The organism is Georgenia sp. SYP-B2076, assembly GCF_003991205.1.
Classification (GTDB): Bacteria; Actinomycetota; Actinomycetes; order Actinomycetales; family Actinomycetaceae; genus Georgenia.
Genome location: NZ_RXOZ01000012.1, coordinates 1 through 21,676, shown reverse-complemented (window position 1 = coordinate 21,676; position 21,676 = coordinate 1). Strand labels below are relative to the sequence as shown.

Sequence of the window (21,676 nt, the reverse complement as noted above, 5' to 3'; positions counted from 1 at the left end):
TCGTCGGTGCGTGCGGGGGTTCAGCGCACCGCGACCACGATCTCGACCTCGACCGGCGCGTCCATCGGCAGCGCGGCCACGCCGACGGCGGAGCGGGCGTGGACGCCGGCGTCACCGAAGATCTCCCCGAGCAGCTCCGAGGCGCCGTTGATGACGCCCGGCTGCCCCGTGAACGAGGGCTCGGAGGCGACGAAGCCAGTCACCTTGACCACGCGCACCACCTCGTCGAGGCTGCCCACCTGGGCGGCGACGGCGGCCAGCGCGTTGAGGGCGCACGTGCGGGCGGCGTCCTTCGCGCTCTCGGGGCTGACGGACCCGGCCGACTCCCCCACCTTGCCGGTTACGGGCAGCGCCCCGCCCACCAGCGGCAGCTGGCCCGACGTGTACACGAGGTCCCCGTGGCGCAGCGCGGGCACGTACGCCGCCACGGGGGCGGCGACGGGTGGAAGGGTGAGGCCGAGCTCCGCGAGACGGTCCGCGACGCTCACTTCTCGCCCTTGGCGCGCTTGAGGTAGGCGACGAGGTTGACGGAACCGCTCGGCCCGGGCACCACCTGGACGAGCTCCCACCCGTCCTCGCCCCACTGGTCGAGGATGGCCTTGGTGTTGTGCGTCAGCAGCGGAATCGTGGCGTACTCCCATGTGGTCATGGCGTCATCCTAGGCAGCGCCGCCCACATCCCTCACCCGGGCCACAAGGCCGTGCGCGACCCTCGCCCGGGCGCCCCGGCGAGGGCGGCGTCGCGCCCGGTCACACGAGCTGGGCGCGCGTGCGCGCGATGATCCGGGGCGGCCGCTGGGCGCGGATCTCGGCGATGAGCTCGTCGTCCTCGGTGGCGAGCCAGCTGGCCCAGTCCACCACCTCGGGGAAGCGGCGCAGCAGGGCCCGCCGCTCACGCTCGGTCAGGCCGCCCCACACCCCGAAGCTCGTCTGCGAGCTCAGCGCGTCGGCAAGGCACTCCATCCGGACGGGGCAGCTGAAGCACAGCTCGCGTGCGGTCCGCTGGGCCGCACCCCGCACGAACAACGCGTCGGGCTCCGTCGCCGCGCATGCGGCACGGGATGCCCAGGTCTGGTCCTCGCTCATGGGTCCTCCTACGGTCAACGACAGCAAGTCCGCCAGGCGGCCGGCGGGCGGATCTCGACGTCAGCTCCCCAGCCAAATCGACTGACGATTTTCGTCTACGGGTGACGCTATCGCGTGTGACGGGTCTCACGGAAGCCCATTCTCGAAATTCGGAGCGTCGCACCGAAACGACGGCGCGGCGCGTGGTACGTCTCCGACGTGGGGCGGGACTCTGCGTCCCACGTCGCGGACCAGGAGGGGACGGCGACCAGCGCGTCCGAGGACGGGCAGGGACGCCGCCGAGTGCGGCCACGTACCCTTAGACCATGTCGCCAGCCCCGTCGTCGTCCGGACGCGCTGTGAAGCCGAGGCAGCTGCTCACGATGCTGCTCGCGTTCGTTCTCGTCGCGGCCCTGGGAGGCGTCCTCACCGCCGGCCTCCTCATGCCCGCCGTCGGCGCAGCGGGCACGGTCAGCAACGCCTCGACCAAGCTCTTCGAAGACCTGCCGAGCGAGCTGGCGATCCCGGAGCCCTCCCAGCAGAGCGTCATCCTCGCCGCCGACGGCTCGACGATCGCCTCCTTCTACATGGAGAACCGGATCGTGGTCGGCCTCGACCAGGTCTCGCAGCACATGCGCGACGCCGTCATCGCCGTGGAGGACAAGCGGTTCTACGAGCACAAGGGCATCGACCCCGAGGGCATGCTCCGCGCAGCCGTCAACAACATCGCCGGCGGCCAGCTCGCCGGCGGGTCGACCCTGACGCAGCAGTACGTGAAGAACGTGCTGATCGACGCCGGCCGGGTCTCCGGCGACGAGAAGGCGATCCGCGAGGCGACCGAGTCCTCCATGGGCCGCAAGCTCCGCGAGGCGCGGCTCGCCATCGGGCTCGAGCAGCAGGTCAGCAAGGACAAGATCCTCGAGGGGTACCTCAACATCGCCCAGTTCGGCCCGTCGCAGTACGGCGTCGAGGCGGCCGCCCGGCACTACTTCAACAAGTCGGCCGCCGACCTGAACATCGCCGAGTCCGCCGTGCTGGCCGGCATCACCCAGTCACCCGCGCGGTGGGACCCCGTCCGCAACCCGGAGAACTCGCAGCAGCGGCGCAACGTGGTGCTGGGCACCATGCTCGACCAGGGCTTCATCACCAAGGCCGAGTACGACGAGGCCGTGGCCATCCCGATCGCGGACATGCTGAACGTGCAGACCGCGCCCAACGGGTGCGGCGCCGCCGGCACCGCGGCCTACTTCTGCGAGTACGTCGTGGACGACCTGCTCCAGAACGAGGGCTGGGGCAAGGACCTCAACGACCGCAAGAACATGCTCTACCGCGGCGGCCTCGCCATCCACACCACGCTCGACCCGGTCAAGCAGCAGGCCGCGTACGACAACGTCACGACCTCCGTGCCGGTCAACGACCCGTCCGGGATCAAGATGGCCCTGACCTCGGTGGAGCCCGGGACGGGCAAGATCCTCGCGATGGCGCAGAACACCAACTGGGGCACGTCGAGCGACTCCGACTCCAGCGCCACCCAGGTCAACCTCAGCGTCGGCCTGTCCCACGGCGGCGGCCTGGGCTTCCAGTCCGGATCGACCTTCAAGGTCTTCACCCTGATCGAGTGGCTCGAGACCGGGCACTCCCTCAACGACAAGGTCACCTCCACGAAGCGGAACTTCCCCCGCGCGTCGTGGAACATCTCCTGCGCCCCGAACATGCGCGACGACTACAACAACGCGACGAACGTCGAGGGCGTCCCCAGCTCGCCGATGATGACGGTGCTGGAGGCCACCCGCCTCTCGGTCAACCTGTCGTACATCGAGATGGCCAACCAGATGGACATGTGCGGCATCATCGACAACGCGATGAGCATGGGACTGATGCGCGGCGACGGCTCGGCGCTGACGCCCAACCCGGCCGCCGTGCTCGGCACCAACCCGGTCACGCCGCTCGGCATGGCGAACGCCTTCGCGACGCTCGCCGCGGGCGGCAAGTACTGCACGCCGGCCGCGATCACCAAGGTCACCGACAGCAGCGGCAACGACATCCCGGTGCCGAAGTCGACCTGCACGCAGGTGCTCGAGCCGGACGTCGTCAACGGGGTCAACTACGCGCTCCAGCAGGTCGTCTCCGACCAGCCCTTCTCGACCGGGCGCAGCGCCGTGCTGCCCGGCCGGCCCGCTGCCGGCAAGACGGGAACGGCGAACGACGACGCGCACGCCTGGTTCGTGGGGTTCACCCCCCAGCTGGCCGCCGCGGTGTGGATGGGCCACTCGCAGGGCGACGTCTCGATGATGGGGTCGACCATCAACGGGACGAGACAGAAGTGGGTGTACGGCGGGTCCTTCCCCGCCAAGACCTGGAAGGCCTACATGACCAAGGCGCTCGACGGTGCCCCGGTCGTCCCGTTCCCGGCGGCCCCCTCCCGGCAGATCTTCGGCGAGCGCGTGCCCGTCCCCAACGTCACGGGCCGTTCCGTCGAGGACGCGCGCGCGGCACTGTCCGGTGGCGGCTTCCGCGTCAGCGTCGGCGACGCCATCGCGTCCGACCGGCCGGCCGGCATCGTCGCCGCCACCGCGCCCCGCGCGGGCGCGCCGGTGGCCAACGGGTCGACGGTGACGCTGCTGCCCAGCGCCGGGCCGGCGCCCGCCCCGGCCCCCGAGGCTCCCGGGCCACCCGCCCCCGCGGCGGGCGACGCGCAGCCCAGCGCGCAGGGCGTGCTGACACCGCGGCGGGCCTGGAGCGGCTGGGACGAGTACTTCGGGGCCCGGAACTGAGCGCCTGGGGCGCCCGGCTGGCCGGCGCGACAGCACTCGCCGGCCTTGGGTCGCTGGCGTGGGCGCTCGCGGAGACGTCGATGTTCGCCCTGCGCACGCATGAGGTGCCCGTGCTGCCCGCGGGCGCCCGACCGCTGCGCGTGCTGCACCTGTCCGACCTGCACCTCGTCCCGAGCCAGCGGCACAAGGTCGCGTGGGTGCGCGACCTGGGCCGGCTCGAGCCGGACCTGGTGATCACCACGGGCGACAACATGGCGCACCCGGACGCGATGCCCTCCGTCCTCGAGGCGTACGCGCCGCTGCTCGAGCGGCCCGGCGCGTTCGTCCTCGGCTCCAACGACTACTTCGCGCCCTACCCGAAGAACCCGGCACGCTACCTCCTGCCGGACGCCCGCACGGACCCCGGTGACGAACGGGTCCACCTGCCCGCCGAGGAGCTCGCGGACGCCTTCCGCCGCGCCGGCTGGCAGGACCTGACCAATCGCCGCGACGCCGTGACCGTCGCGGGGACGGACCTTTCGTTCGTGGGGGTCGACGACCCGCACCTGGAGTACGACAGGTTCCCAGCCCCGGACGGCGCCGCCGGCACCCGTGGAGCGCACCCGGGCACCGCCGGACGCCCGCGCCTCCGCCTGGGGGTCACGCACGCCCCGTACCGGCGGGTGCTGGACGCGATGCACGCCGACGGGTGCGACCTCGTCCTCGCCGGGCACACGCACGGCGGGCAGCTGTGCGTGCCCGGCTTCGGCGCTCTCGTGACCAACTCCGACCTGGACCGCTCGCGGGCCAGCGGTCTGCACGGCTGGCCCGGCCCTCGCCCGGGCGCCCGCGGGGGCGAGGACTCGACGTGGCTGCACGTCAGCGCGGGCCTCGGCACGAGCCCATACGCCCCGGTGCGTTTCGCGTGCCGGCCGGAGGCGTGCCTCCTCACCCTCGTCCCCCGTCCCGCGTAGCGGCGTCGGTCCCGCCCGGCGTCAGGCGGCGGCGGGCCCCATGGCCCCCGGCGCCGTCCCGCGACGTCGGGCGCCGTCCGGCGACACACGGCCTCCGGCGTCGTCCCGCGGCGCCCGACGGCGGCCGCCGAGTCGGCCCCGGGACGTGGCGTCCGTCTCATCCGGGGGATCCGGTTTCACGGACACCCCCTGCCTCCGCTATTCTGATGCGGTTCCACCGGGGTGTGGCGCAGCTTGGTAGCGCGCTTCGTTCGGGACGAAGAGGCCGCAGGTTCAAATCCTGTCACCCCGACCCGGAAGGGCCGCCTCCCGCAGGTGCGGGAGGCGGCCCTTGCTCGTTGTCCCGCCCTGCCGTTGCGCCCGGCCGCGCCGGACGCGATGCCCTGGCGCGCAAAGGCCGGCACCCGCAACGGGTGCCGGCCTGTCGTAGCGGTGCGTGTCAGCTCGACGCGATGGTACTCTCCGGCGTCGAGCTGCCGTTGCCGGACGGCGCCTTGCCGGTGAAGGCCGAGAACAGGCCGGCCAGGTCGAGGCCGGTCAGGGACTTGATCACCTGTTGCCCCTCCCCCAGCGCCTGACCGGCGACCTTGGTCACCGCTCCGGCGCCGTCGGTGGAGATGACCGTGAGGTGGTCGATGTTGGAGACCGGCTCGGCGGCGGCGCGCATGATGTCCGGCAGCAGCGAGACGACCTGCTGCATGATGACCGCCTGCCCCTGCTCGGCCAGCGCCTTGGCCTGCGCCTCGGTGGAGGCCGCCACCGCCAGGCCCTCGGCCTTGGCTGCCGCTGCCCGGGCGTTGCCCAGGGCCTCGATCGCCTCTGCCTCGTTGCGCTGGGCGGCGAGGTTCGCCTGGGCGATGGTCGTGCGCTGGAACGCCTCGGCCTCCGTCTCCGCCTTCTTCGCGTCACGCTCACCCTCGGCCTCCTTGGCCGCGGCGTACGCGGCGGCGTCGGCGGGCTTACGGACGTCGATGTCGAGCTGCTGCTCGGTCACCCGGGCCTGCTCCAGCAGCGCCTCACGCTGCTGCGCGGCGACGACCCGGTCCTGCTCGGCGCGGGCCAGCTGACCGGCGGCGTCCGCCTCGGCGTTGGCCTTGTCGGTCTCCGCCTTGATGGTCGCCTGCTTGAGCGAGAGGTCGCGCTGACGCTCCGCGATCCGCTCCTGGGCCTCCAGCTGGGCCGTCTCGGACGTCAGCCGAGCCTGGGCCTCCTTGACCTCCGCGACCTGGCGGGCCTCGGCGGCCTGGGCGCGGCCCAGGTTGCCGAGGTAGTCCGACCCGGGCGTGGAGATGTCGGAGAGGTTCACCAGGTCGAGCTGGAAGCCCTGCTCCTGCAGGTCCGGCGTGATCGACTGGACGACCTTGTCCTGCAGCGCCTGCCGGTCGGAGATGATCTCCTCGACCGTCATGGAGCCGAGGACGGGACGCAGCGCCCCCTCCAGCGCCTGACGCAGCGGCTCCTCGAGGGTGGCCTGCTGCGACATGAACCGCTGGCCCGCGCGGCGGACGCCCTCCTCGTCACCGCGGACCTTGAACAGCACGGAGGCCTTGACGGACACCGCGATGAACTTGCTGTCGACGCCCTCCACGGTCAGCGAGAGCTGGCGCTGCTCGAGCGAGACCGGGAACGCCTCCTGGAGGACGGGCCAGACGAACACGCGGCCGCCGATGACGACCTTCTGGCTGTCGGTGGCGGACTTGTCCCCCTTCCCGGCGCCGCGGCCGACGATGATGAGGGCCTGGTTGGGCGGGACGCGGCGGATGCGCTTCGTGATGAGGGCGACCACGGCAAACACGACGACCAGCAGCACGACGACGGACAGCGCCGTGGCGTTCTCCGAGAACAGGGACATGGGGTTCCTTCGTTCGAGATGGCGCGCCCGGCGGTCGCGGGCGCGTGGGGAGTGAGAGGGCCGTGGGGAGTCAGACCGCGGTGACCTTGACCCGTGCCCCGGCCCGGGAGACGACGCGGACCCGTGTGCCCGGGGCCAGCTCGGTGTCGGACCACGCCAGGCGGGACTCCACCTCCCGCGGGTCGTCGAGGCGCACCTGGCCGCTCGCCGGGCCGGTGGTCGCCGTGAGCGAGCCCTCCAGGCCGACGACGTCGTAGGAGGTGTCGCCGTCGCCGGAGCGCACCAGGGCCGTGATGGCCTTCTGGACGATGAACGCAGCCACGGCGCCGGCGGCGACGGCGACGAGCGCGGCCACGAGGGCGCTCGCCCCCAGCGACGTCGCGAGCACGCCGACGGTGCCCAGCGTCGTCAGCGCGGCGCCGAGGGCGCTCGAGGAGAGACCGACCTCGAGTGAGTCGAAGGCGTCGAAGATCTCCCCCACCGTCAGTGACACGACGAGGACGAGCAGGCCGATGCCACCGATGATCAGGAACGCGGTCATCGGACGGCCTCGCCGGTTCGCGTACGGATGCGGCTGGATGTGAGCACGGGGGCCTCCTGGTGATCGGTGCGACGGTGGTGAAGGTGCGACGGCGCCTCGCCGCGAGGTGCGGGGAACCGCATGACTGCTTCCACCGCCCACCTTGCCGCACACAGCCTTTCCCATGGCGTACTTGCGCGGTTTCTTCGTCCGTAATTGGGTGGTCACCCGGCGGCGGGGAACTCCCACACCCAGCGCTCGTGGCCGTCACGGACGAACGCGCCGACGACCCGCGCGCCCAGCCACCGGTTGATGGCCACCGCTCGGCTGTCCGTCGCGGTGACGCCGATCGGGACCCGGCCGGCGCCGGTCAGGTGCCCGGCGAGCGCGGCGACGAGCCCCCGGCCCAGGCCGCGGCCGCGCCAGGCGGGGTCCACCACGAGCGCGCCGAGCTCGGGCCGGTCGGGGAAGGCGTGGTGCGCCCACGACGCGCCGGGGGCGGTGTTCGGCTCCTCAGCCAGGCAGAAGCCGACGAGGCGCCCCTCGGCCTGCGCCCGGGCGTGCGCGGACGCGTGGGCGGCCCGCGCGGCCAGGCGGGGGTCCTCGCCCCGCAGGCGCGCCACGTCGTCGACCACGTCGGCGGGCACGGGGCCGGCGTGCACGCTCAGGGTCCAGGAGGCCAGCAGGCCGCCGGCGGGCGGCGCAGTCACAGTCACAGCGGCACAACCTAGGAGGCCCCGTTGAACGCGACGTGAATGGCTCCCGGCACCGCGGTAAGCGCCGGGACACCGGCGGGCCACCCGCCCGACGTGCGGCGTTCACCCGGCCGTCCACTTTCCGGACATGTGTGTTCCGTACGGTCGGCGCGGATCCCACCTCAAGGAGCGAACGATGACCGAGACCACCCCACGCCGCCGCCTCCTCCCGCTGCTGAGCGCCCACCCCGGCGGCCGCTCGGCCATGACGTGCCGGTACCGTTGCGGCGACGCGTGCTTCCACGACATCCCCAACACGTCCGGCAACGACTACTTCGGCGATGTCGTCGCGAGCGCCGTCTCCCGGCGCAGCCTCCTCAAGGCCGGCGCCGTGATCGCCGTCACGGGCGCCGCGACCACCGCCCTCGGCCAGGAGCCCGCCATGGCGGCCCCGGGGAAGGGCGGCCCGGGCAACGGCGCGCCTGCCGGCGCCCCCGGCCTCCGGTTCGACGCCGTCGCGCCCAACACGGCGGACGTCCTCACGCCGCCGCCCGGGTACCTCCAGGACATCGTGCTCCGCTGGGGCGACCCGCTCTTCACCGACGCCCCCGCCTTCGACCCGGCGAACCAGAGCGCCGAGGCGCAGCAGCGCCAGTTCGGCTACAACTGCGACTACCTCGGGCTCCTCCCCCTCAAGGGGCGGCAGGACTTCCTGCTCGTGGCCAACCACGAGTACACCACCGAGGGCATGATGTTCCCCGGCTACGACCCGGACAACCCCACCGCCGAGCAGGTCGCGACCGCCTGGGCCGCCCACGGCCTGAGCATCGTCGCCGTCACCTCGGGCCGGCGCGGCAAGCGCTCCGGTGCGCTCGACCCGGTCGTCGGCCACCGCCTCAACCGCCGGTTCCATACCGGCACGGCGTTCGAGCTCAGCGGCCCGGTCGCCGGCTCCCCCGTCGTCCGGACGGGCGCGGACCCCGAGGGCCGCACCGTCCTGGGCACGCTCAACAACTGCTCCGGCGGCCTCACGCAGTGGGGCACGTGGCTGACGGCGGAGGAGAACTTCAACCAGTACTTCGCCCACGCCGCCTCCGTCGCCGACCCGGTGGTCAAGGAGCGCCTGCGCCGCTACGGCATGTCCGGCGGCGCCAGCGAACGCAAGTGGGAGCGCTTCGACGACCGGTTCGACCTCACCAAGGAGCCCAACGAGGCCAACCGCTTCGGGTGGATCGTCGAGATCGACCCCTACGACCCCACCTCCACGCCGCGCAAGCGCACCGCGCTGGGCCGGTTCAAGCACGAGGCGGCCACGACCCGGCTCACCCGGGACGGCCGGGTCGCGGTCTACATGGGCGACGACGAGCGCTTCGACTACTTCTACAAGTTCGTCTCCACCGGGCGCTACCGCAGGGGCGACGACCGGCGCAACGCCGACCTGCTGGACAACGGCACCCTCTACGTCGCCCGGTTCACCGGGAGCTCGCCCGCCGCGGAGATCACGGGCGACGGCGCGCTGCCCTCCGACGGCGCCTTCGACGGCGGCGGCGAGTGGATCCCGCTGGTGACCTCCACCGGCTCCGAGGCCGTCTCGCACGTGCCCGGCATGTCCGGCGTCGAGGTCCTCACCTTCACCCGCCAGGCGGGCGACGCCGTGGGTGCGACGAAGATGGACCGCCCCGAGGACGTCGAGCCGAGCCCCAGGTCGGGCGTGGTCTACCTCGCCCTGACGAACAACTCCAACCGCGGCGTCGTGGGCCAGGCCGGCGCGGACGAGGCCAACCCCCGCACCAAGAACCGCCACGGCCACGTGGTCGAGGTCGCCGAGCGACGCAACGACGCCGGTGAGCTGGCGTTCGGCTGGCGGATCTTCCTGCTGTGCGGGGACCCGAACGACCCGGGCACCTACTTCGCCGGGTTCGACAAGTCCCAGGTCTCGCCGATCTCCTGCCCGGACAACGTCACCTTCGACAAGTACGGGAACCTCTGGATCAGCACCGACGGCAACGCGCTGGGCAGCAACGACGGCCTGTTCGGCGTCGCGGTCGAGGGCGAGTTCCGCGGTCAGGTCAAGCAGTTCCTCACCGTGCCGCGCGGCGCGGAGGCCTGCGGGCCGTGGGTCGAGGACGACCGCGTCCTCGTTTGCGTCCAGCACCCCGGCGAGACGGACGGGGCCGCGTTCGAGACGCCCACCTCGCACTGGCCCGACGGCGGCACCGCCATCCCGCGCCCCTCGATCGCCGTCGCGTGGCGTGCCGACGGCAAGAAGATCGGGCACGCCTGACCGCTCCGCCCGCGCGACGCGGGGCCGCCCGAGGGGCCGTCGAGGGGGCACTGCCCCTCGGCGGCCCTCGCCGTCTACGCCGCCACACGCCGAGACGCCCGTCACTTAGGGATACCTCCCCTTCGTTGCGGCGCCGGCGGCGGCGATGATTCCCTACGCGATATGACCGGATCCATGATCGCGCGCCGCCAGAAGGAGCAGCCCCACATCACCGCCGTCCACGAGCCCCGACCCGCCGCACGCCCGCACACCGACCACGCCTCCACGCCGTCAGCCGGGCCGAGCGCCACCGCCGCGCACCCGCGCCCCACCACGCAGCGGCACGCCGCCCCCGACGACCACGACCGGCCCGAGCCGCACCCGCGTGGCAACCTCGCGCAGCGGCTCAACTCACTGCGCGCCGGCGTGCTGGGGGCGAACGACGGGATCGTCTCCACGGCCGCCGTCGTCGTCGGTGTGGCGGGGGCGACGGCGTCGACCGGACCGATCCTGACCGCCGGCCTGGCAGCGGCGGTCGGCGGAGCCGTGTCCATGGCGCTCGGCGAGTACGTCTCAGTCTCCAGCCAGCGCGACAGCGAACGCAGCCACATCGAGCGCGAGCGCCGCGCCCTCGCGACGGACCCGGCCGGGGAGCTCGCCCAGCTCGCCGCGGTCTACGAGGGCCGCGGCATCTCGCCCGCGACCGCGCGCCGGGTCGCCGAGGAGCTCACCGCGCGCGACGCCCTGGACGCCCACCTGCGCGCCAAGCTCAACATCGACCAGGACGACGTGGCCAGCCCGTGGCACGCCGCGCTGGCCTCGGCCGTGGCCTTCACCGTCGGCGCGGTCCTGCCGCTCCTCGCGATCCTGCTCCCGCCCGCGGGTGTGCGCGTCCCGGTGGCCTTCCTCGTCACGCTTGCCGCCCTGGCGCTGACGGGCGCCGTCGCCGCGTGGATCGGCGGCGGGTCGAAGCTCCGGGCGGCGACGCGCGTGGTCGTCGGCGGGGCCGTGGCGCTCGCCGCGACGTTCCTCGTCGGCAGCGCGCTGGGCTCCGCGGGCATCATCTAGCCGCCGCACTAGGCTCGGCGGCATGCCCGTCCCGGACTTCATCACCGTCCTGCGCTCCCGCATCGGCACCGACCTGCTCTGGCTGCCGGGCGTCACCGGCGTCGTCCTGGACGACGCCGGCCGGGTGCTGCTGGGCCAGCGCTCCGACAGCGGGCGGTGGGCCCTGCCGTCGGGCATCCTCGAGCCCGGCGAGCAGCCGGCGGTCGGGCTGGTCCGCGAGATCGGCGAGGAGACCGGGGTGCGCGCCCGGGTCCTGGCCCTGACGTCGGTGACCTCCGGCTCGGTGGTCCAGTACCCGAACGGCGACCGCTCCCAGTACCTCGACCTCACCTTCTGGTGCGAGGCAACCGGCGGGGAGGCGCACGTGGCCGATGACGAGTCGCTCGCCGTCGGCTGGTTCGCCCTCGATGCCGTCCCGGCCGACCTGACCGCGAGCTCTCGCGAGCGGCTCACGCACGCGCTGGCGTTCCGGGACAACCCGTCGGCGGGGCCTTACTTCAGGCGCTGACCACCTGCCCGCCGGGCGCCTCCACCCGGAACCGACGCCGGTACTGCTGCGGGTTCAGCCCACGCACGTGGCGGAGGTGCTGACGCAGCGCCGCGGCGTTGCCGAAGCCGACCTCGGCGGCGACCCGCTCCACCGGGTGGTCCGTCTCCTCCAGGAGCTGTTCCGCGCGCCGGACCCGCTGCTGGGTGATCCACGCGTGCGGCGTCGTGCCCGTCTCCGCGCGGAACCGCCGCGCGAAGGTCCGCGCAGACATCGACGACCGCGCGGCGAGGGACCCCACGTCCAACGGCTCGTCGAGGTGCTCGGTGATCCACGTCAGGAGCGGGCCGAGCGTCTCCGCGTCGCAGCCCGGGATCGCGTTGTGGATGAACTGCGCCTGGCCGCCGTCACGCTGCGGGGGGACCACCATGCGCCGGGCCACCATGTTCGCCATCGCGGAGCCGAACTCCTTGCGCCACAGGTACAGGCTCGCGTCGAGCCCGGCCGCGGTGCCGGCGCTCGTGAGGACCGGGTCGGCGTCGACGTAGAGCACCTCCGGGATCACGTGGGCCGTCGGGAACCGCGCCGCGAGCTCGTCGGTGTACATCCAGTGGGTTGTGCAGTCCCGGCCGTCGAGCAGCCCGGCAGCGCCGAGCGCGAAGACGCCGGAGCACACGGACATGATGCGGGCGCCGCGCTCGTACGCCAGGCGCAGCGCCGTGACCACCTCGGCCGGGACGTCCGCGGAACGGGGGACAGCGGGCACGACGACGAGATCGGCCTCGGCCACGCGTCCGAGGTCGTGGCGGATCTGGAGGTCGTACCCGACGCTGGTCGGCACGACGCCCCTTCGTGGCGCGCAGACCGCGAAGTCGAACACCGGCAGCCCCATGTCCGAGCGGTCCGTGCCCCACGCCTCGCAGACCACGCCGAGCTCGAAGGGGGCGACGCCGTCGTACACGATCGCGGCCACGTTGCTGATCATGTTCGCCATCGTGGCACAGACATGGCAGAAAACCGATGGAACGAGGCAGGCCTGCCACTGTTGGCGGTATTTCAACGGAGTGATGATTTCTGCCATGACTTTCCTCATGGCTCTCCTGATCGTCCTCGCCGTCCTCCTCGCCGCCGCTTATACGGCCTACCTGCTGCGCGTCATCGGAGATGACGACCGCGGGCACGCGTTCACCCACCGCGCGGCGCCCGGGAGCCACGCGACGCACGACAGCCCGGCCGACCACTGACGGCCGGCGAGACGCGACGGTGAGCCCCGCCGGAGGAATGGCCTGTCACCACCGAAGGGAGATGGACATGGGCCCGTACGCCGGGGACCCGCACGACATGATTGCCCGGATCCGCCACGACGAGCTGCTCGCCGAGGCCGAGCACCACCGGCGGCTTCGCGACCTGCGAAGCCGGGCGGTCCCGCCCACGCCGCTCCTGCAGCGGCTGCGCCGCCTCGCCTGGAGCACGGCGGGACCACGCCGCCGGGAGCTGGCCGGCTGCCCGGAGGGCTGAGCAGGGCCCGCGCGTGACCGCTCCGCGGGTGGGGCGCGCGGCGTGACCGCTCCCCAGGTCGGGGCGCAAGCGCGTGACCGCGCGGCGGCCGGGTGCGCGAGGTCATGCCCCTCACCGGGGCCGCCGACGGGCGGGCGTGTGGGTCCCTCGCCCTAGGCTGCGACCATGACGACGACGAACGCGGGCCAGTGGCCGCGGCCCACCTGGGAGCTGCGGCTGCGGGCCCACCAGGTCGGCCTCCCCGACTGGGCGTTCTACCGCCCCGACCGCGCCTGCGTCATCGCCACCTCCCGCGGGGTGCTCCAGGTGCACTCCTGGGACGCGCGCACGGGCCGCCTGACCCTGGCGACCGACCGGCGGGAGGGGACGACGACCGCGACGATCGACCCCCACGGCGAGTGGCTCTGGTGGTTCGACGACACCGACGGCGACGAGTTCGGCCGGTGGCGCCGCCAGCCCTTCGGCTCGCCGCCCGGCCAGGGGGTGCAGGACCCGGTCGCGCTGCCCGACGCCTACCCCGCGGGGCTGCTGCTCACCCGGGACGGCACGGCCGTCGTCGGGCGCAGCGACGCCCACGGCACCACCATCCACCACGTGCCCGTGGGGGCGATCGCCCACGGGACGGACGCCCCGGCGCTGCTGTACGCGCATGCCAACGACGCCGAGGCGGCGGCGCTGTCCCACGACGGCAACCTGGTCGCCGTCGAGCACTCCGAGCGCGGGGACAACCGGCACATGGCCCTCCGGGTCCTCCGCGCCGACACCGGGCAGGTGGTGGCCGATCTCGACGACGGCCCCGGCAGGGGGCTCAGCGCCATCGACTTCGCCCCGCTCGACGGCGACCTGCGCCTGCTCGTGGGGCACGAGCGCCGCGGCCGCGCGGAGCTGGCGGTGTGGGACCTCGGCACGGGGCTGCTCCGCGACGTCGTGCTGCGCGACGGCGACGGCGAGCCGCTGCCCGGTGAGGTGACGGACGCGTGGTGGTACCCGTCCGGGCGCGAGCTCCTCGTCGCCGTCGACCACCTGGCCCGGACCCGCCTGTACCGCAGCGACGCGGCTACGGGGACGACGTCGCCGGTGGGCCCGGCGGACGGGAGCGTTGCCGAGGCGACCCCCCGGCCCGACGGCGACGTGTGGCTGCGGTGGTCCTCCGCCGCGGCGCCGCGCACGGTGCTCTCCGCCACGACCGGCCGGGAGGTGCTCGGCGCCGGTGGGCTGCGCGCGGCGCCGTCGGTGCCCGTCCACGATGTGTGGGCCGACGGTCCGGGCGGGCCGGTGCACGCGCTGCTGCGCCTGCCGGCCGGTGACGGCCCGTGGCCGGTGTTTGTGGACGTCCACGGCGGACCGGCGTGGCACCGCTCCGACTCCTTCTCGCCCTACCTGGCCGCCTGGGTGGACCACGGCTTCGCCGTCGTGAGCGTGAACTACCGCGGCTCGACGGGGTACGGCTCGGCGTGGCGCGACGCCCTGGAGGGGCGGGTCGGGGCCACCGAGCTCGAGGACATCGCGGCGGTGCACGAGAAGCTCGTGGCCGACGGCGTGGTCGACCCGGCCCGCTCGGTGTTGGCGGGGGCGTCGTGGGGCGGGTTCCTCACCCTCCTCGGCCTCGGCACCCAGCCGGACCGGTGGGCGCTCGGCCTGGCCGAGGTCCCGGTGGCGGACTACCTGGCCGCGTACGCGGAGGAGATGCCGGACCTGCAGGCCTTCGACCGTTCGCTGTTCGGCGGCTCGCCGGCCGAGGTGCCCGAGGCGTACCGCGCCGCCAGCCCGCTGACGTACGTGCCCGCGGTCCGCGCGCCGGTGCTGATCATGGCCGGGGAGAACGACCCCCGCTGCCCGATCGGGCAGATCCACAGCTACGTCCGCGCGCTGCGGGCCCGCGAGGACTACGCCGGCCCGGTGGAGCTGTACACGTTCGGGGCCGGCCACGGGTCGGTGGTCGACGATGAGGAGGTCGCCCAGCTGCGGCGCCAGCTGGAGTTCGTGCGCCTGCACCTGCCCGCGGGGACGGTGAGGGAGCCCGCACCGAGCTAGGGGTCCGAGAGGTCGGCCGCGCGCGTCGTCGCGGTTGGGCGCGTCGTCGCGGTCGGGCGCGCGGTCGCGGTCGAGCGCGCCGTCGCGGTCAGGGGCGCCGTCACCAGGCGGGTCAGCTGCTGGCGGCCACCCACCACCTGGGCCTCGTCCACCTCCACGCTCGCGCGTAACCCTTCGATGACGATCGTCATCACGCCGTTGGTGAACCAGGGGCCGTGGTCGAGCTGCCAGGTGACCGGCACGTCGGCCACGCCTGCGCGGCGCGCCAGCCGCTGCCACGTGCGCCGGACGGGCGGCCGCTCCAGAGCCTGGTGCGCCCACCGCACCACGACGTGCATCGGGTTGCGGAACGGCGACATCGTCAGCTGGTGCACCGCCGTGCCGGGATGGTCGACGCCGGCCAGGTATGCCCGCGCGGTGTAGGAAGAGTGGATGTCGCCGGAGAGTACGAGGACCGACGCGGGCGGCTCCGGGGCCTCCACCAGGGCCCGCACCAGGTCGAGGAACTGGTGGAAGGACTGCTGGAAGGCGGCCCAGTGCTCGAGGTCCACGGCGCGGCGCACGCGCTCGCCGAACCAGGCGGCCACCGGCCCCCACGCGCGCCGGGAGCTGACCGCCTCGCTCCAGCCTTCCAGGTGGTGCACGCCGTGGGGCAGGAAGACCGGCAGGGTGGTGCCCACCAGGAGGTGGCCGATGCGCTCGCCCTCGCGCGGGGTCAGGGCGTGGTCCACGACCCACCGCCACTCGGCGTCGTCGACCATCGCCCGGTCGTGCGGGTCGAGGCGCCGTGAGCAGCGCGAGTCGATGACGACGAGGCGGATGCTGAGCCGAGCGTCACCGAAGTCGCGGAAGTAGCTCCAGCGGGCGGTGCCCGGCTCGGCGTCGGCGCGCCACGCGAACTCGTCGAGGATGCGGGACCGCTCCTCGTCGTCGTCGGTGGTCCGCACCGCGGCGAACATCGCGTCCTCGGCCAGCTCGCGCGGCGAGAGGTTGCCCAGGTGCTGGTACACCCAGTACGAGGCGAAGGCGCCGGTGACCCGGTCGTGCCACCAGGGCCGCGTGGCCATGTGCTCGCGCCAGCTGCGGGAGGTGTTCCAGTCGTCCCGCAGGTCGTGGTCGTCCAGGATCATGCAGGTCGGCACGGTGGAGAGCAGCCACCGCACCGCCGGGGTGGTCCACGTCTCGTGATAGAGCCAGGTGTACTCCTCGAAGTTGCGGACCTCGTCCCTGACCGCGTGGCGGCCCGGGCCCCCGGTGTGCGCCGCCTTCAGGCGTGCCGTGATGTCCGGCGACGGGTCGTCGGCGTAGATCTGGTCACCGGCGAGGAAGAGCGCGTCCGGCCAGCTCGCAGGGGGCGCGGCAGCCATCGTCGCGGCCAGCGCCGCGAGGGCGTCGGCCCCGAGGGTCGCGAGGCTCTTGTCGTCGTCGCCGGCGCTGCGCCGGCAGGAGCCGAAGGAGAGCCGGAGCCGCTGGTCGTGGCGGATGGTGCGGATGACGCTCGGCGGGAAGTCGCTGTCGGGCTCGGGCCAGACGTGCACGCCGTCCAGGCGCACCTCGTAGGGCGTCTCGGAGGCCGCCGCGAGGCCAGCGAGGACGACCAACGCGTAGTGGTGGCCGTGGATCGTCCAGGTGGGGTCCTCGGCGGCCCGCCCGCCGGCGCGCACCGCCACGACGCACGGGCGGTCCGTCTCGACCCACACGGTGGCGCTGTCGGCGTTGACGTAGCGCAGCAGCGGCCCGACGAGCAGGCGAGGCGGCGGGTGCCCCTCGGATGGCCGCGCGTTCGGGACCATGCGGCGAGGGTAGCGCCAAGCTCCCGCGCCCGCCCTGGCGTGCTGACGCTCCCGGCCGCGGCGGCGGCCGCCGGCACCGGGCCGGGGGCACCGCGCCGGGAGCGTCGGCCAGGAGGCGTCAGACCGGGAGCGTCAGACGGCGAGGAGCTCCTTCGCGAGCAGCTCGGCGATCTGCACGGTGTTCAGCGCCGCGCCCTTGCGCAGGTTGTCGCTCGTGACGAACAGGGCCAGACCCCGCCCGCCGGGCACCGACTGGTCGGTGCGCAGGCGCCCGACGAAGCTCGGGTCCGCCCCCGCGGCCTGCAGCGGCGTCGGGACGTCGGAGAGCTCCACGCCGGGGGCCTGCGCGAGCAGCTCGGTCGCGCGCTCGGGGCTGAGCGGGCGCGCGAACTCGGCGTTGATGGACAGCGCGTGGCCGGTGAAGACGGGCACGCGCACGCACGTGCCGGCCACCGCCAGGTCGGGCAGCTCGAGGATCTTGCGCGACTCGTGGCGCAGCTTCTGCTCCTCGTCCGTCTCCAGCGAGCCGTCCTCGACGATCGAGCCGGCCAGGGGGACGACGTCGAACGCGATCGGCGCGGCGTACTTGACGGGCGCTGGCAGGGTCACGGCCGAGCCGTCCAGCGCGAGCCGGGTGAAGTCCTGCTCGACGGCGGCGCGCACCTGGGTCTCGAGCTCCTTGACGCCCGCGAGCCCGGAGCCGGACACGGCCTGGTAGGTGGAGACGATGAGGCGCTCGAGGCCGGCCTCGGCGTCCAGCACCTTCAGCACGGGCATCGCGGCCATCGTGGTGCAGTTGGGGTTCGCGATGATGCCCTTGGGCCGGTCCGCCATGGCGTGCGGGTTGACCTCGGAGACCACGAGCGGGACCGCGGGGTCCTTGCGCCAGGCGGAGGAGTTGTCGACGACGACCGCGCCCGCGGCGGCGAACTTCGGCGCGAACTCGCGCGAGGCCGTCGCGCCGGCGGAGAAGATCGCGATGTCGATGCCGCCGAGGTCCGCCGTCGCGACGTCCTCCACGACGACGTCCTGGCCGCGGAAGGGCAGGACGGTGCCCGCGGAGCGCGCGGAGGAGAAGAACCGCACCGAGGCGGCGGGGAAGTTCCGCTCCGCCAGGAGCGTGCGCATGACGGCGCCGACCTGGCCGGTGGCGCCGACGACGGCGACCGTGACGCCGGCGCGGGCGCCCGCCTGCTGGGCGGAAGCTGCGGTGGTGGTGCTCATCGTCCTGTCCCTCCGTAGACCACGGCCTCGGACTCTTCTGCGTCGAGGTCGAACGCGGTGTGGACCGCCCGAACGGCGGGGTCGAGGTCCTGTGCCCTCGTGACCACGGAGATGCGGATCTCCGAGGTCGAGATCATCTCGATGTTGACGCCGGCCGCCGAGAGCGCGCCGAAGAGCTTGGCGGAGACGCCCGGGTGCGAGCGCATGCCCGCGCCGACGAGCGAAAGCTTGCCGATCTGGTCGTCGTAGCGCAGCTCGGTGAACCGGAGCTGCCCCCGGGCGGCCTCGATCGCCGCGAGCGTGGCCGGGCCGTCCGCCTCGGGGAGCGTGAAGGAGATGTCCGTGAGCCCCGTCGCCCCGGAGGAGACGTTCTGGACGATCATGTCGATGTTCGCGTCCGCGGCGGCGACCACCTCGAACAGGTGCGCGGCGGTGCCGGGGACGTCGGGCACGCCCACGACGGTGATCTTGCCCTGGCTGCGGTCGTGCGCGACGCCGGAGATGATCGGGGCTTCCATGGCTTCCTCCTCGGCCGGGGCGTCGACGGGAGCGTCGGTCACCCAGGTGCCTTCCTTGTACGAGAACGACGAGCGGACGTGGAGCGGGACCTTGTAGCGCCGCGCGTACTCCACCGCGCGCAGGTGCAGGATCTTCGCGCCCTGGGCGGCCATCTCGAGGGTCTCCTCGTAGGTGATGCGCTCGATGCGCCGGGCGCTGGGGACGATACGCGGGTCGGCCGTGAACAGGCCGTCGACGTCGGTGTAGATCTCGCAGACGTCGGCCTGCAGGGCCGCGGCGAGGGCGACGGCGGTGGTGTCCGACCCGCCGCGCCCGAGGGTGGTGACGTCGTTGAGCTCGTTGACGCCCTGGAACCCGGCGACGATCGCGACCTGGCCGTCCTTGATGGCCCGCGACACGCGCTCGGGGACGACGCCGACGATGGAGGCCTTGCCGTACCGGGTGTCGGTGCGCAGGCCCGCCTGCTGGCCGGTGTAGGACCGCGCCTTGACGCCCAGCTTGTCGATCGCCATCGCGAGGACGGCCATGGAGATGCGCTCGCCGGCGGTCAGGAGGATGTCCATCTCGCGGGCCGGGGCGTCGTCGGTGATCTGGGCGGCGAGGTCGAGCAGGTCGTCGGTGGTGTCGCCCATGGCCGAGACCACGACGACGACGTCGTTGCCGGCCTCCTTGGTGGCCACGACGCGCCTGGCGACGCGCTGGATGCTGGCGGCGTCGGCGACGGACGAGCCACCGAACTTCTGCACGACGAGGGCCACGTGGGTGCTCCGGGACGAAGGGGCGCGACGGCGCCACCTGGTGGCGCCACCGACGGTGCTGACGGCGTCCAGTGTAGGGACGTCTCACGCTCCGGTCGGCGTCAGATCCGCATGGTGGACCTCGCGGCTGGCGGGGGCCGCGCGCCCCGCGCGGCGGCCCCCGCCCGGACGGTGGACGTCGGCCCAGGTGCGGGGCTCACGACCAGTACTGGCCCGCCGTCTGCCACCCGAGGCGGACGACGAGCGCGCTGACGACCACGACGAAGATCACGCGGACGAAGGCGCTGCCCCGGGCCACCGCCATCCGGGCCCCGATGTACGCGCCGACCAGGTTGGCGCCGCCCACGATGAGGCCGAGGGACCAGATCACGGCGCCGTTGGGGACGAAGAACACCAGCGCGCCGAGGTTCGTGGCGAAGTTGACGATCTTGGCGATGGCGCTGGCCGGCAGGAACGCGTAGCCGAGGACACCGACGAGCGCGATGACGAGGAAGCTGCCCGTCCCGGGCCCCAGCACGCCGTCGTAGGCGCCGATGACGAGCCCGACCACGAGCGCGGCGCCGACGTGCCGGTGCCCCTCCCACCGCAGGTCGGTCTTGCGGCCGATCTTCGGCCGGGCCAGGGTCCAGACCGCCACCGCGATGCAGACCACGAGGATGACCGGCGTGAACAGGGCCGCCGGGATCCGGCTGGCCACGGCGGCCCCGCCGACGGCCGCGGCGAACGCCGCCAGCGCCATCGGGGCCGCGGTGCGCAGGTCGGGGCCCACGCGCCGGTAGTAGGTGATCGCGCTGGTGGAGGTCCCCATGATGGAGCCCACCTTGTTGGTCGCGAGGGCCTGCACGGGGCTGATGCCGGGCACCAGGAGCAGCGCCGGCAGCTGGATCAGCCCTCCGCCGCCGACGACGGCGTCGACCCAGCCGGCCGTCAGCCCGGCGAGGACGAGCAGGACGACGGCGAGGGCATCGATCTCAGGCACGCCGGACATCACACCACGCCGGGGCGGTGGCGCGACGCCAGGGCCGCGGGTCGGGCGGCGGCCCGCCGCGCACCCGACGGGCCGCGGTCACTCGATGCGGCGGCGGCCCTCGAAGGCCCGGCCGAGCGTGACCTCGTCGGCGTACTCCAGGTCCCCGCCCACGGGCAGCCCCGAGGCGAGCCGAGAGACGGCGATGCCCATCCCGCGCAGCATCCGCGCCAGATAGGTGGCCGTGGCCTCGCCCTCGATGTTGGGGTCGGTCGCGAGGATGACCTCCTCGATCTCCCCGTCGGCCAGGCGGGTCATGAGCTCACGGATGCGCAGGTCGTCCGGGCCGACGCCGTCGATCGGGTTGATGGCGCCGCCGAGCACGTGGTAGCGCCCGCGGAACTCGCGCGTGCGCTCGATCGCGACGACGTCCTTGGCCTCCTCCACCACGCACAGCACGGTGGGGTTGCGCCGCGGGTCCTCGCAGATCCGGCAGCGCGGGTTCTCGGAGACGTTGCCGCAGATCTCGCAGAAGCGGACCTTGTCCTTGACCTCCGTGAGCGCGTGCGCGAGCCGCGCCACGTCCTCCGCCTCGGAGGACAGGACGAAGAAGGCGATGCGCTGCGCGCTCTTCGGCCCCACCCCGGGGAGCCGGCCGAGCTCGTCGATGAGGTCCTGGACGGCCCCCTCGTACACGCCGGCCACTACATCGCCCCCGACCCGTGCGGCGGCACCGCGATCTCCTCGATCACGGTCCCACCGAGGATCTTGGCGACCAGCGGCGCACCCACGAGGCCGGAGCCCTCGGCGTCGGGGTCGTCACGCGAGGCGACGTCGTCGGCGGGGGCGACGGCCGGGCGGCGCGAGGGCTCCGCCGCGGGCCGCGGGGCGGTCGCACGCGGCGCCGCCGTGCTCACGGGCGCCTCGGCCGCTGTGCGGTGGGAGCCGGCGGGACCGTCCTCGTACGGCTCCGGGCCGGGGTCGTCGTCCACGGGCTCGGGCGGGAGCGGGTAGTCGTCGGCCGGTTCGCCGCCCGACGCGGAGCCCGACCGGTCCGGGTGCGCGGCGGTCGTGCGGGACGGCGTGGCGGGGGCGCCGGGGCCCTGCGGGCTGGTGGCGGAGGGCGCCTGGGCGTGCGCGGCACCCGCGGGCGCGCCGGCGGCCGGCGCCCCGGCCGGGACAGCCGG

General features: G+C 73.8%; 20 protein-coding genes, 1 tRNA gene and 1 pseudogene. 9 read left to right on the top strand and 13 right to left on the bottom strand.

Going from position 1 to position 21,676, the window contains the following annotated elements; all coding sequences use genetic code 11:
• Positions 1-20: 20 nt before the first annotated feature.
• From EJK16_RS07995 to EJK16_RS07985, 3 genes are all read right to left on the bottom strand, one after another.
• Positions 21-488, bottom strand: coding sequence for a RidA family protein (locus tag EJK16_RS07995; RefSeq protein WP_127128128.1), 468 nt, complete (start codon positions 486-488; stop codon positions 21-23).
• Entirely contained in the window at positions 485-649 is a 165-nt protein-coding gene (locus tag EJK16_RS07990) for a DUF4177 domain-containing protein (RefSeq protein ID WP_127128126.1), read from the bottom strand. The genes EJK16_RS07995 and EJK16_RS07990 overlap by 4 nt, the downstream gene beginning before the upstream one ends.
• A 100-nt stretch (positions 650-749) precedes the next feature.
• Complete coding sequence (locus tag EJK16_RS07985) at positions 750-1,085, bottom strand: WhiB family transcriptional regulator (RefSeq protein WP_127128124.1); 336 nt, start codon at positions 1,083-1,085, stop codon at positions 750-752.
• Positions 1,086-1,423: 338 nt separating this feature from the next.
• Here EJK16_RS07985 and EJK16_RS07980 point away from each other — a divergent pair, with 338 nt between their 5' ends.
• The 3 genes from EJK16_RS07980 (at position 1,424) to EJK16_RS07970 (ending at position 5,083) form a co-directional block, all read left to right on the top strand.
• Positions 1,424-3,838, top strand: a complete 2,415-nt coding sequence (locus EJK16_RS07980) for a transglycosylase domain-containing protein (RefSeq protein ID WP_205739664.1) — start codon at positions 1,424-1,426, stop codon at positions 3,836-3,838.
• Complete coding sequence (locus EJK16_RS07975; RefSeq protein ID WP_370275991.1) at positions 3,835-4,791, top strand: metallophosphoesterase; 957 nt, start codon at positions 3,835-3,837, stop codon at positions 4,789-4,791. Before EJK16_RS07980 ends, EJK16_RS07975 begins: the two co-directional genes overlap by 4 nt.
• 218 nt (positions 4,792-5,009) lie before the next feature.
• Positions 5,010-5,083, top strand: a tRNA-Pro gene (locus tag EJK16_RS07970).
• A 147-nt stretch (positions 5,084-5,230) separates the two neighbouring features.
• Here the strand turns inward: EJK16_RS07970 and EJK16_RS07965 are convergent.
• The 3 genes from EJK16_RS07965 to EJK16_RS07955 all read right to left on the bottom strand — a co-directional run bounded on the left by EJK16_RS07965 (position 5,231) and on the right by EJK16_RS07955 (position 7,879).
• Complete coding sequence (locus EJK16_RS07965; protein ID WP_127128118.1) at positions 5,231-6,643, bottom strand: flotillin family protein; 1,413 nt, start codon at positions 6,641-6,643, stop codon at positions 5,231-5,233.
• 70 nt (positions 6,644-6,713) lie between these two features.
• The gene (locus EJK16_RS07960) at positions 6,714-7,184 is read right to left on the bottom strand and encodes an NfeD family protein (RefSeq protein WP_164737243.1); all 471 of its coding nucleotides are present in this window, start codon (positions 7,182-7,184) and stop codon (positions 6,714-6,716) included.
• A 203-nt stretch (positions 7,185-7,387) separates the two neighbouring features.
• Positions 7,388-7,879, bottom strand: coding sequence for a GNAT family N-acetyltransferase (locus EJK16_RS07955; protein ID WP_164737242.1), 492 nt, complete (start codon positions 7,877-7,879; stop codon positions 7,388-7,390).
• 175 nt (positions 7,880-8,054) lie between these two features.
• Here EJK16_RS07955 and EJK16_RS07950 point away from each other — a divergent pair, with 175 nt between their 5' ends.
• The 3 genes from EJK16_RS07950 (at position 8,055) to EJK16_RS07940 (ending at position 11,697) form a co-directional block, all read left to right on the top strand.
• Positions 8,055-10,142 (top strand): PhoX family phosphatase, encoded by a 2,088-nt coding sequence (locus EJK16_RS07950; protein ID WP_127128113.1) that lies wholly within the window; start codon positions 8,055-8,057, stop codon positions 10,140-10,142.
• Positions 10,143-10,304: 162 nt separating this feature from the next.
• Positions 10,305-11,189: a VIT family protein gene (locus tag EJK16_RS07945; RefSeq protein WP_240645867.1), complete on the top strand. Its 885-nt coding sequence runs from the start codon at positions 10,305-10,307 to the stop codon at positions 11,187-11,189.
• A gap of 22 nt (positions 11,190-11,211) precedes the next feature.
• Entirely contained in the window at positions 11,212-11,697 is a 486-nt protein-coding gene (locus EJK16_RS07940) for an NUDIX domain-containing protein (protein WP_127128111.1), read from the top strand.
• Here the strand turns inward: EJK16_RS07940 and EJK16_RS07935 are convergent.
• Positions 11,687-12,661 carry a GlxA family transcriptional regulator gene (locus tag EJK16_RS07935; protein ID WP_127128109.1) on the bottom strand — a complete coding sequence of 325 codons (975 nt, stop codon included), beginning with the start codon at positions 12,659-12,661 and terminating at the stop codon, positions 11,687-11,689. The genes EJK16_RS07940 and EJK16_RS07935 overlap by 11 nt on opposite strands.
• Positions 12,662-12,755: 94 nt before the next feature.
• On the opposite strand from EJK16_RS07935, the gene EJK16_RS19515 reads away from it, so the two are divergent.
• From EJK16_RS19515 to EJK16_RS07925, 3 genes are all read left to right on the top strand, one after another.
• Complete coding sequence (locus tag EJK16_RS19515) at positions 12,756-12,920, top strand: hypothetical protein (RefSeq protein WP_164737241.1); 165 nt, start codon at positions 12,756-12,758, stop codon at positions 12,918-12,920.
• 67 nt (positions 12,921-12,987) lie between these two features.
• On the top strand, positions 12,988-13,194 hold the full coding sequence (locus tag EJK16_RS07930; RefSeq protein WP_127128107.1) for a hypothetical protein: 207 nt from the start codon (positions 12,988-12,990) through the stop codon (positions 13,192-13,194).
• A gap of 165 nt (positions 13,195-13,359) precedes the next feature.
• Entirely contained in the window at positions 13,360-15,228 is a 1,869-nt protein-coding gene (locus EJK16_RS07925) for a prolyl oligopeptidase family serine peptidase (protein WP_127128105.1), read from the top strand.
• Here the strand turns inward: EJK16_RS07925 and EJK16_RS07920 are convergent.
• The 6 genes and pseudogenes from EJK16_RS07920 to EJK16_RS19510 form a co-directional block, all read right to left on the bottom strand.
• On the bottom strand, positions 15,225-17,021 hold the full coding sequence (locus EJK16_RS07920) for an alkaline phosphatase D family protein (protein ID WP_127128103.1): 1,797 nt from the start codon (positions 17,019-17,021) through the stop codon (positions 15,225-15,227). The two genes, EJK16_RS07925 and EJK16_RS07920, sit on opposite strands and share 4 nt — an antisense overlap.
• A gap of 132 nt (positions 17,022-17,153) precedes the next feature.
• Entirely contained in the window at positions 17,154-18,245 is a 1,092-nt protein-coding gene (locus EJK16_RS07915; RefSeq protein WP_127128101.1) for an aspartate-semialdehyde dehydrogenase, read from the bottom strand.
• Complete coding sequence (locus tag EJK16_RS07910) at positions 18,242-19,522, bottom strand: aspartate kinase (RefSeq protein ID WP_127128099.1); 1,281 nt, start codon at positions 19,520-19,522, stop codon at positions 18,242-18,244. The genes EJK16_RS07915 and EJK16_RS07910 overlap by 4 nt, the downstream gene beginning before the upstream one ends.
• 196 nt (positions 19,523-19,718) lie before the next feature.
• Positions 19,719-20,510, bottom strand: a complete 792-nt coding sequence (locus EJK16_RS07905) for a TSUP family transporter (RefSeq protein ID WP_127128097.1) — start codon at positions 20,508-20,510, stop codon at positions 19,719-19,721.
• A gap of 78 nt (positions 20,511-20,588) precedes the next feature.
• Positions 20,589-21,185, bottom strand: a complete 597-nt coding sequence (gene recR / locus EJK16_RS07900) for a recombination mediator RecR (RefSeq protein ID WP_127128095.1) — start codon at positions 21,183-21,185, stop codon at positions 20,589-20,591.
• 8 nt (positions 21,186-21,193) lie between these two features.
• Positions 21,194-21,676 (bottom strand): annotated as a pseudogene (locus EJK16_RS19510) (hypothetical protein); the annotation flags it as partial.

Coding starts and splice junctions, on each gene's coding strand:
- EJK16_RS07990 (WP_127128126.1), bottom strand. CDS start 649: ATGACCACATGGGAGTACGCCACGATTCCGCTGCTGACGCACAACACC.
- EJK16_RS07985 (WP_127128124.1), bottom strand. CDS start 1,085: ATGAGCGAGGACCAGACCTGGGCATCCCGTGCCGCATGCGCGGCGACG.
- EJK16_RS07965 (WP_127128118.1), bottom strand. CDS start 6,643: ATGTCCCTGTTCTCGGAGAACGCCACGGCGCTGTCCGTCGTCGTGCTG.
- EJK16_RS07960 (WP_164737243.1), bottom strand. CDS start 7,184: ATGACCGCGTTCCTGATCATCGGTGGCATCGGCCTGCTCGTCCTCGTC.
- EJK16_RS07950 (WP_127128113.1), top strand. CDS start 8,055: ATGACCGAGACCACCCCACGCCGCCGCCTCCTCCCGCTGCTGAGCGCC.
- EJK16_RS07945 (WP_240645867.1), top strand. CDS start 10,305: ATGACCGGATCCATGATCGCGCGCCGCCAGAAGGAGCAGCCCCACATC.
- EJK16_RS07940 (WP_127128111.1), top strand. CDS start 11,212: ATGCCCGTCCCGGACTTCATCACCGTCCTGCGCTCCCGCATCGGCACC.
- EJK16_RS07935 (WP_127128109.1), bottom strand. CDS start 12,661: ATGATCAGCAACGTGGCCGCGATCGTGTACGACGGCGTCGCCCCCTTC.
- EJK16_RS19515 (WP_164737241.1), top strand. CDS start 12,756: ATGACTTTCCTCATGGCTCTCCTGATCGTCCTCGCCGTCCTCCTCGCC.
- EJK16_RS07930 (WP_127128107.1), top strand. CDS start 12,988: ATGGGCCCGTACGCCGGGGACCCGCACGACATGATTGCCCGGATCCGC.
- EJK16_RS07925 (WP_127128105.1), top strand. CDS start 13,360: ATGACGACGACGAACGCGGGCCAGTGGCCGCGGCCCACCTGGGAGCTG.
- EJK16_RS07920 (WP_127128103.1), bottom strand. CDS start 17,021: ATGGTCCCGAACGCGCGGCCATCCGAGGGGCACCCGCCGCCTCGCCTG.
- EJK16_RS07915 (WP_127128101.1), bottom strand. CDS start 18,245: ATGAGCACCACCACCGCAGCTTCCGCCCAGCAGGCGGGCGCCCGCGCC.
- EJK16_RS07905 (WP_127128097.1), bottom strand. CDS start 20,510: ATGTCCGGCGTGCCTGAGATCGATGCCCTCGCCGTCGTCCTGCTCGTC.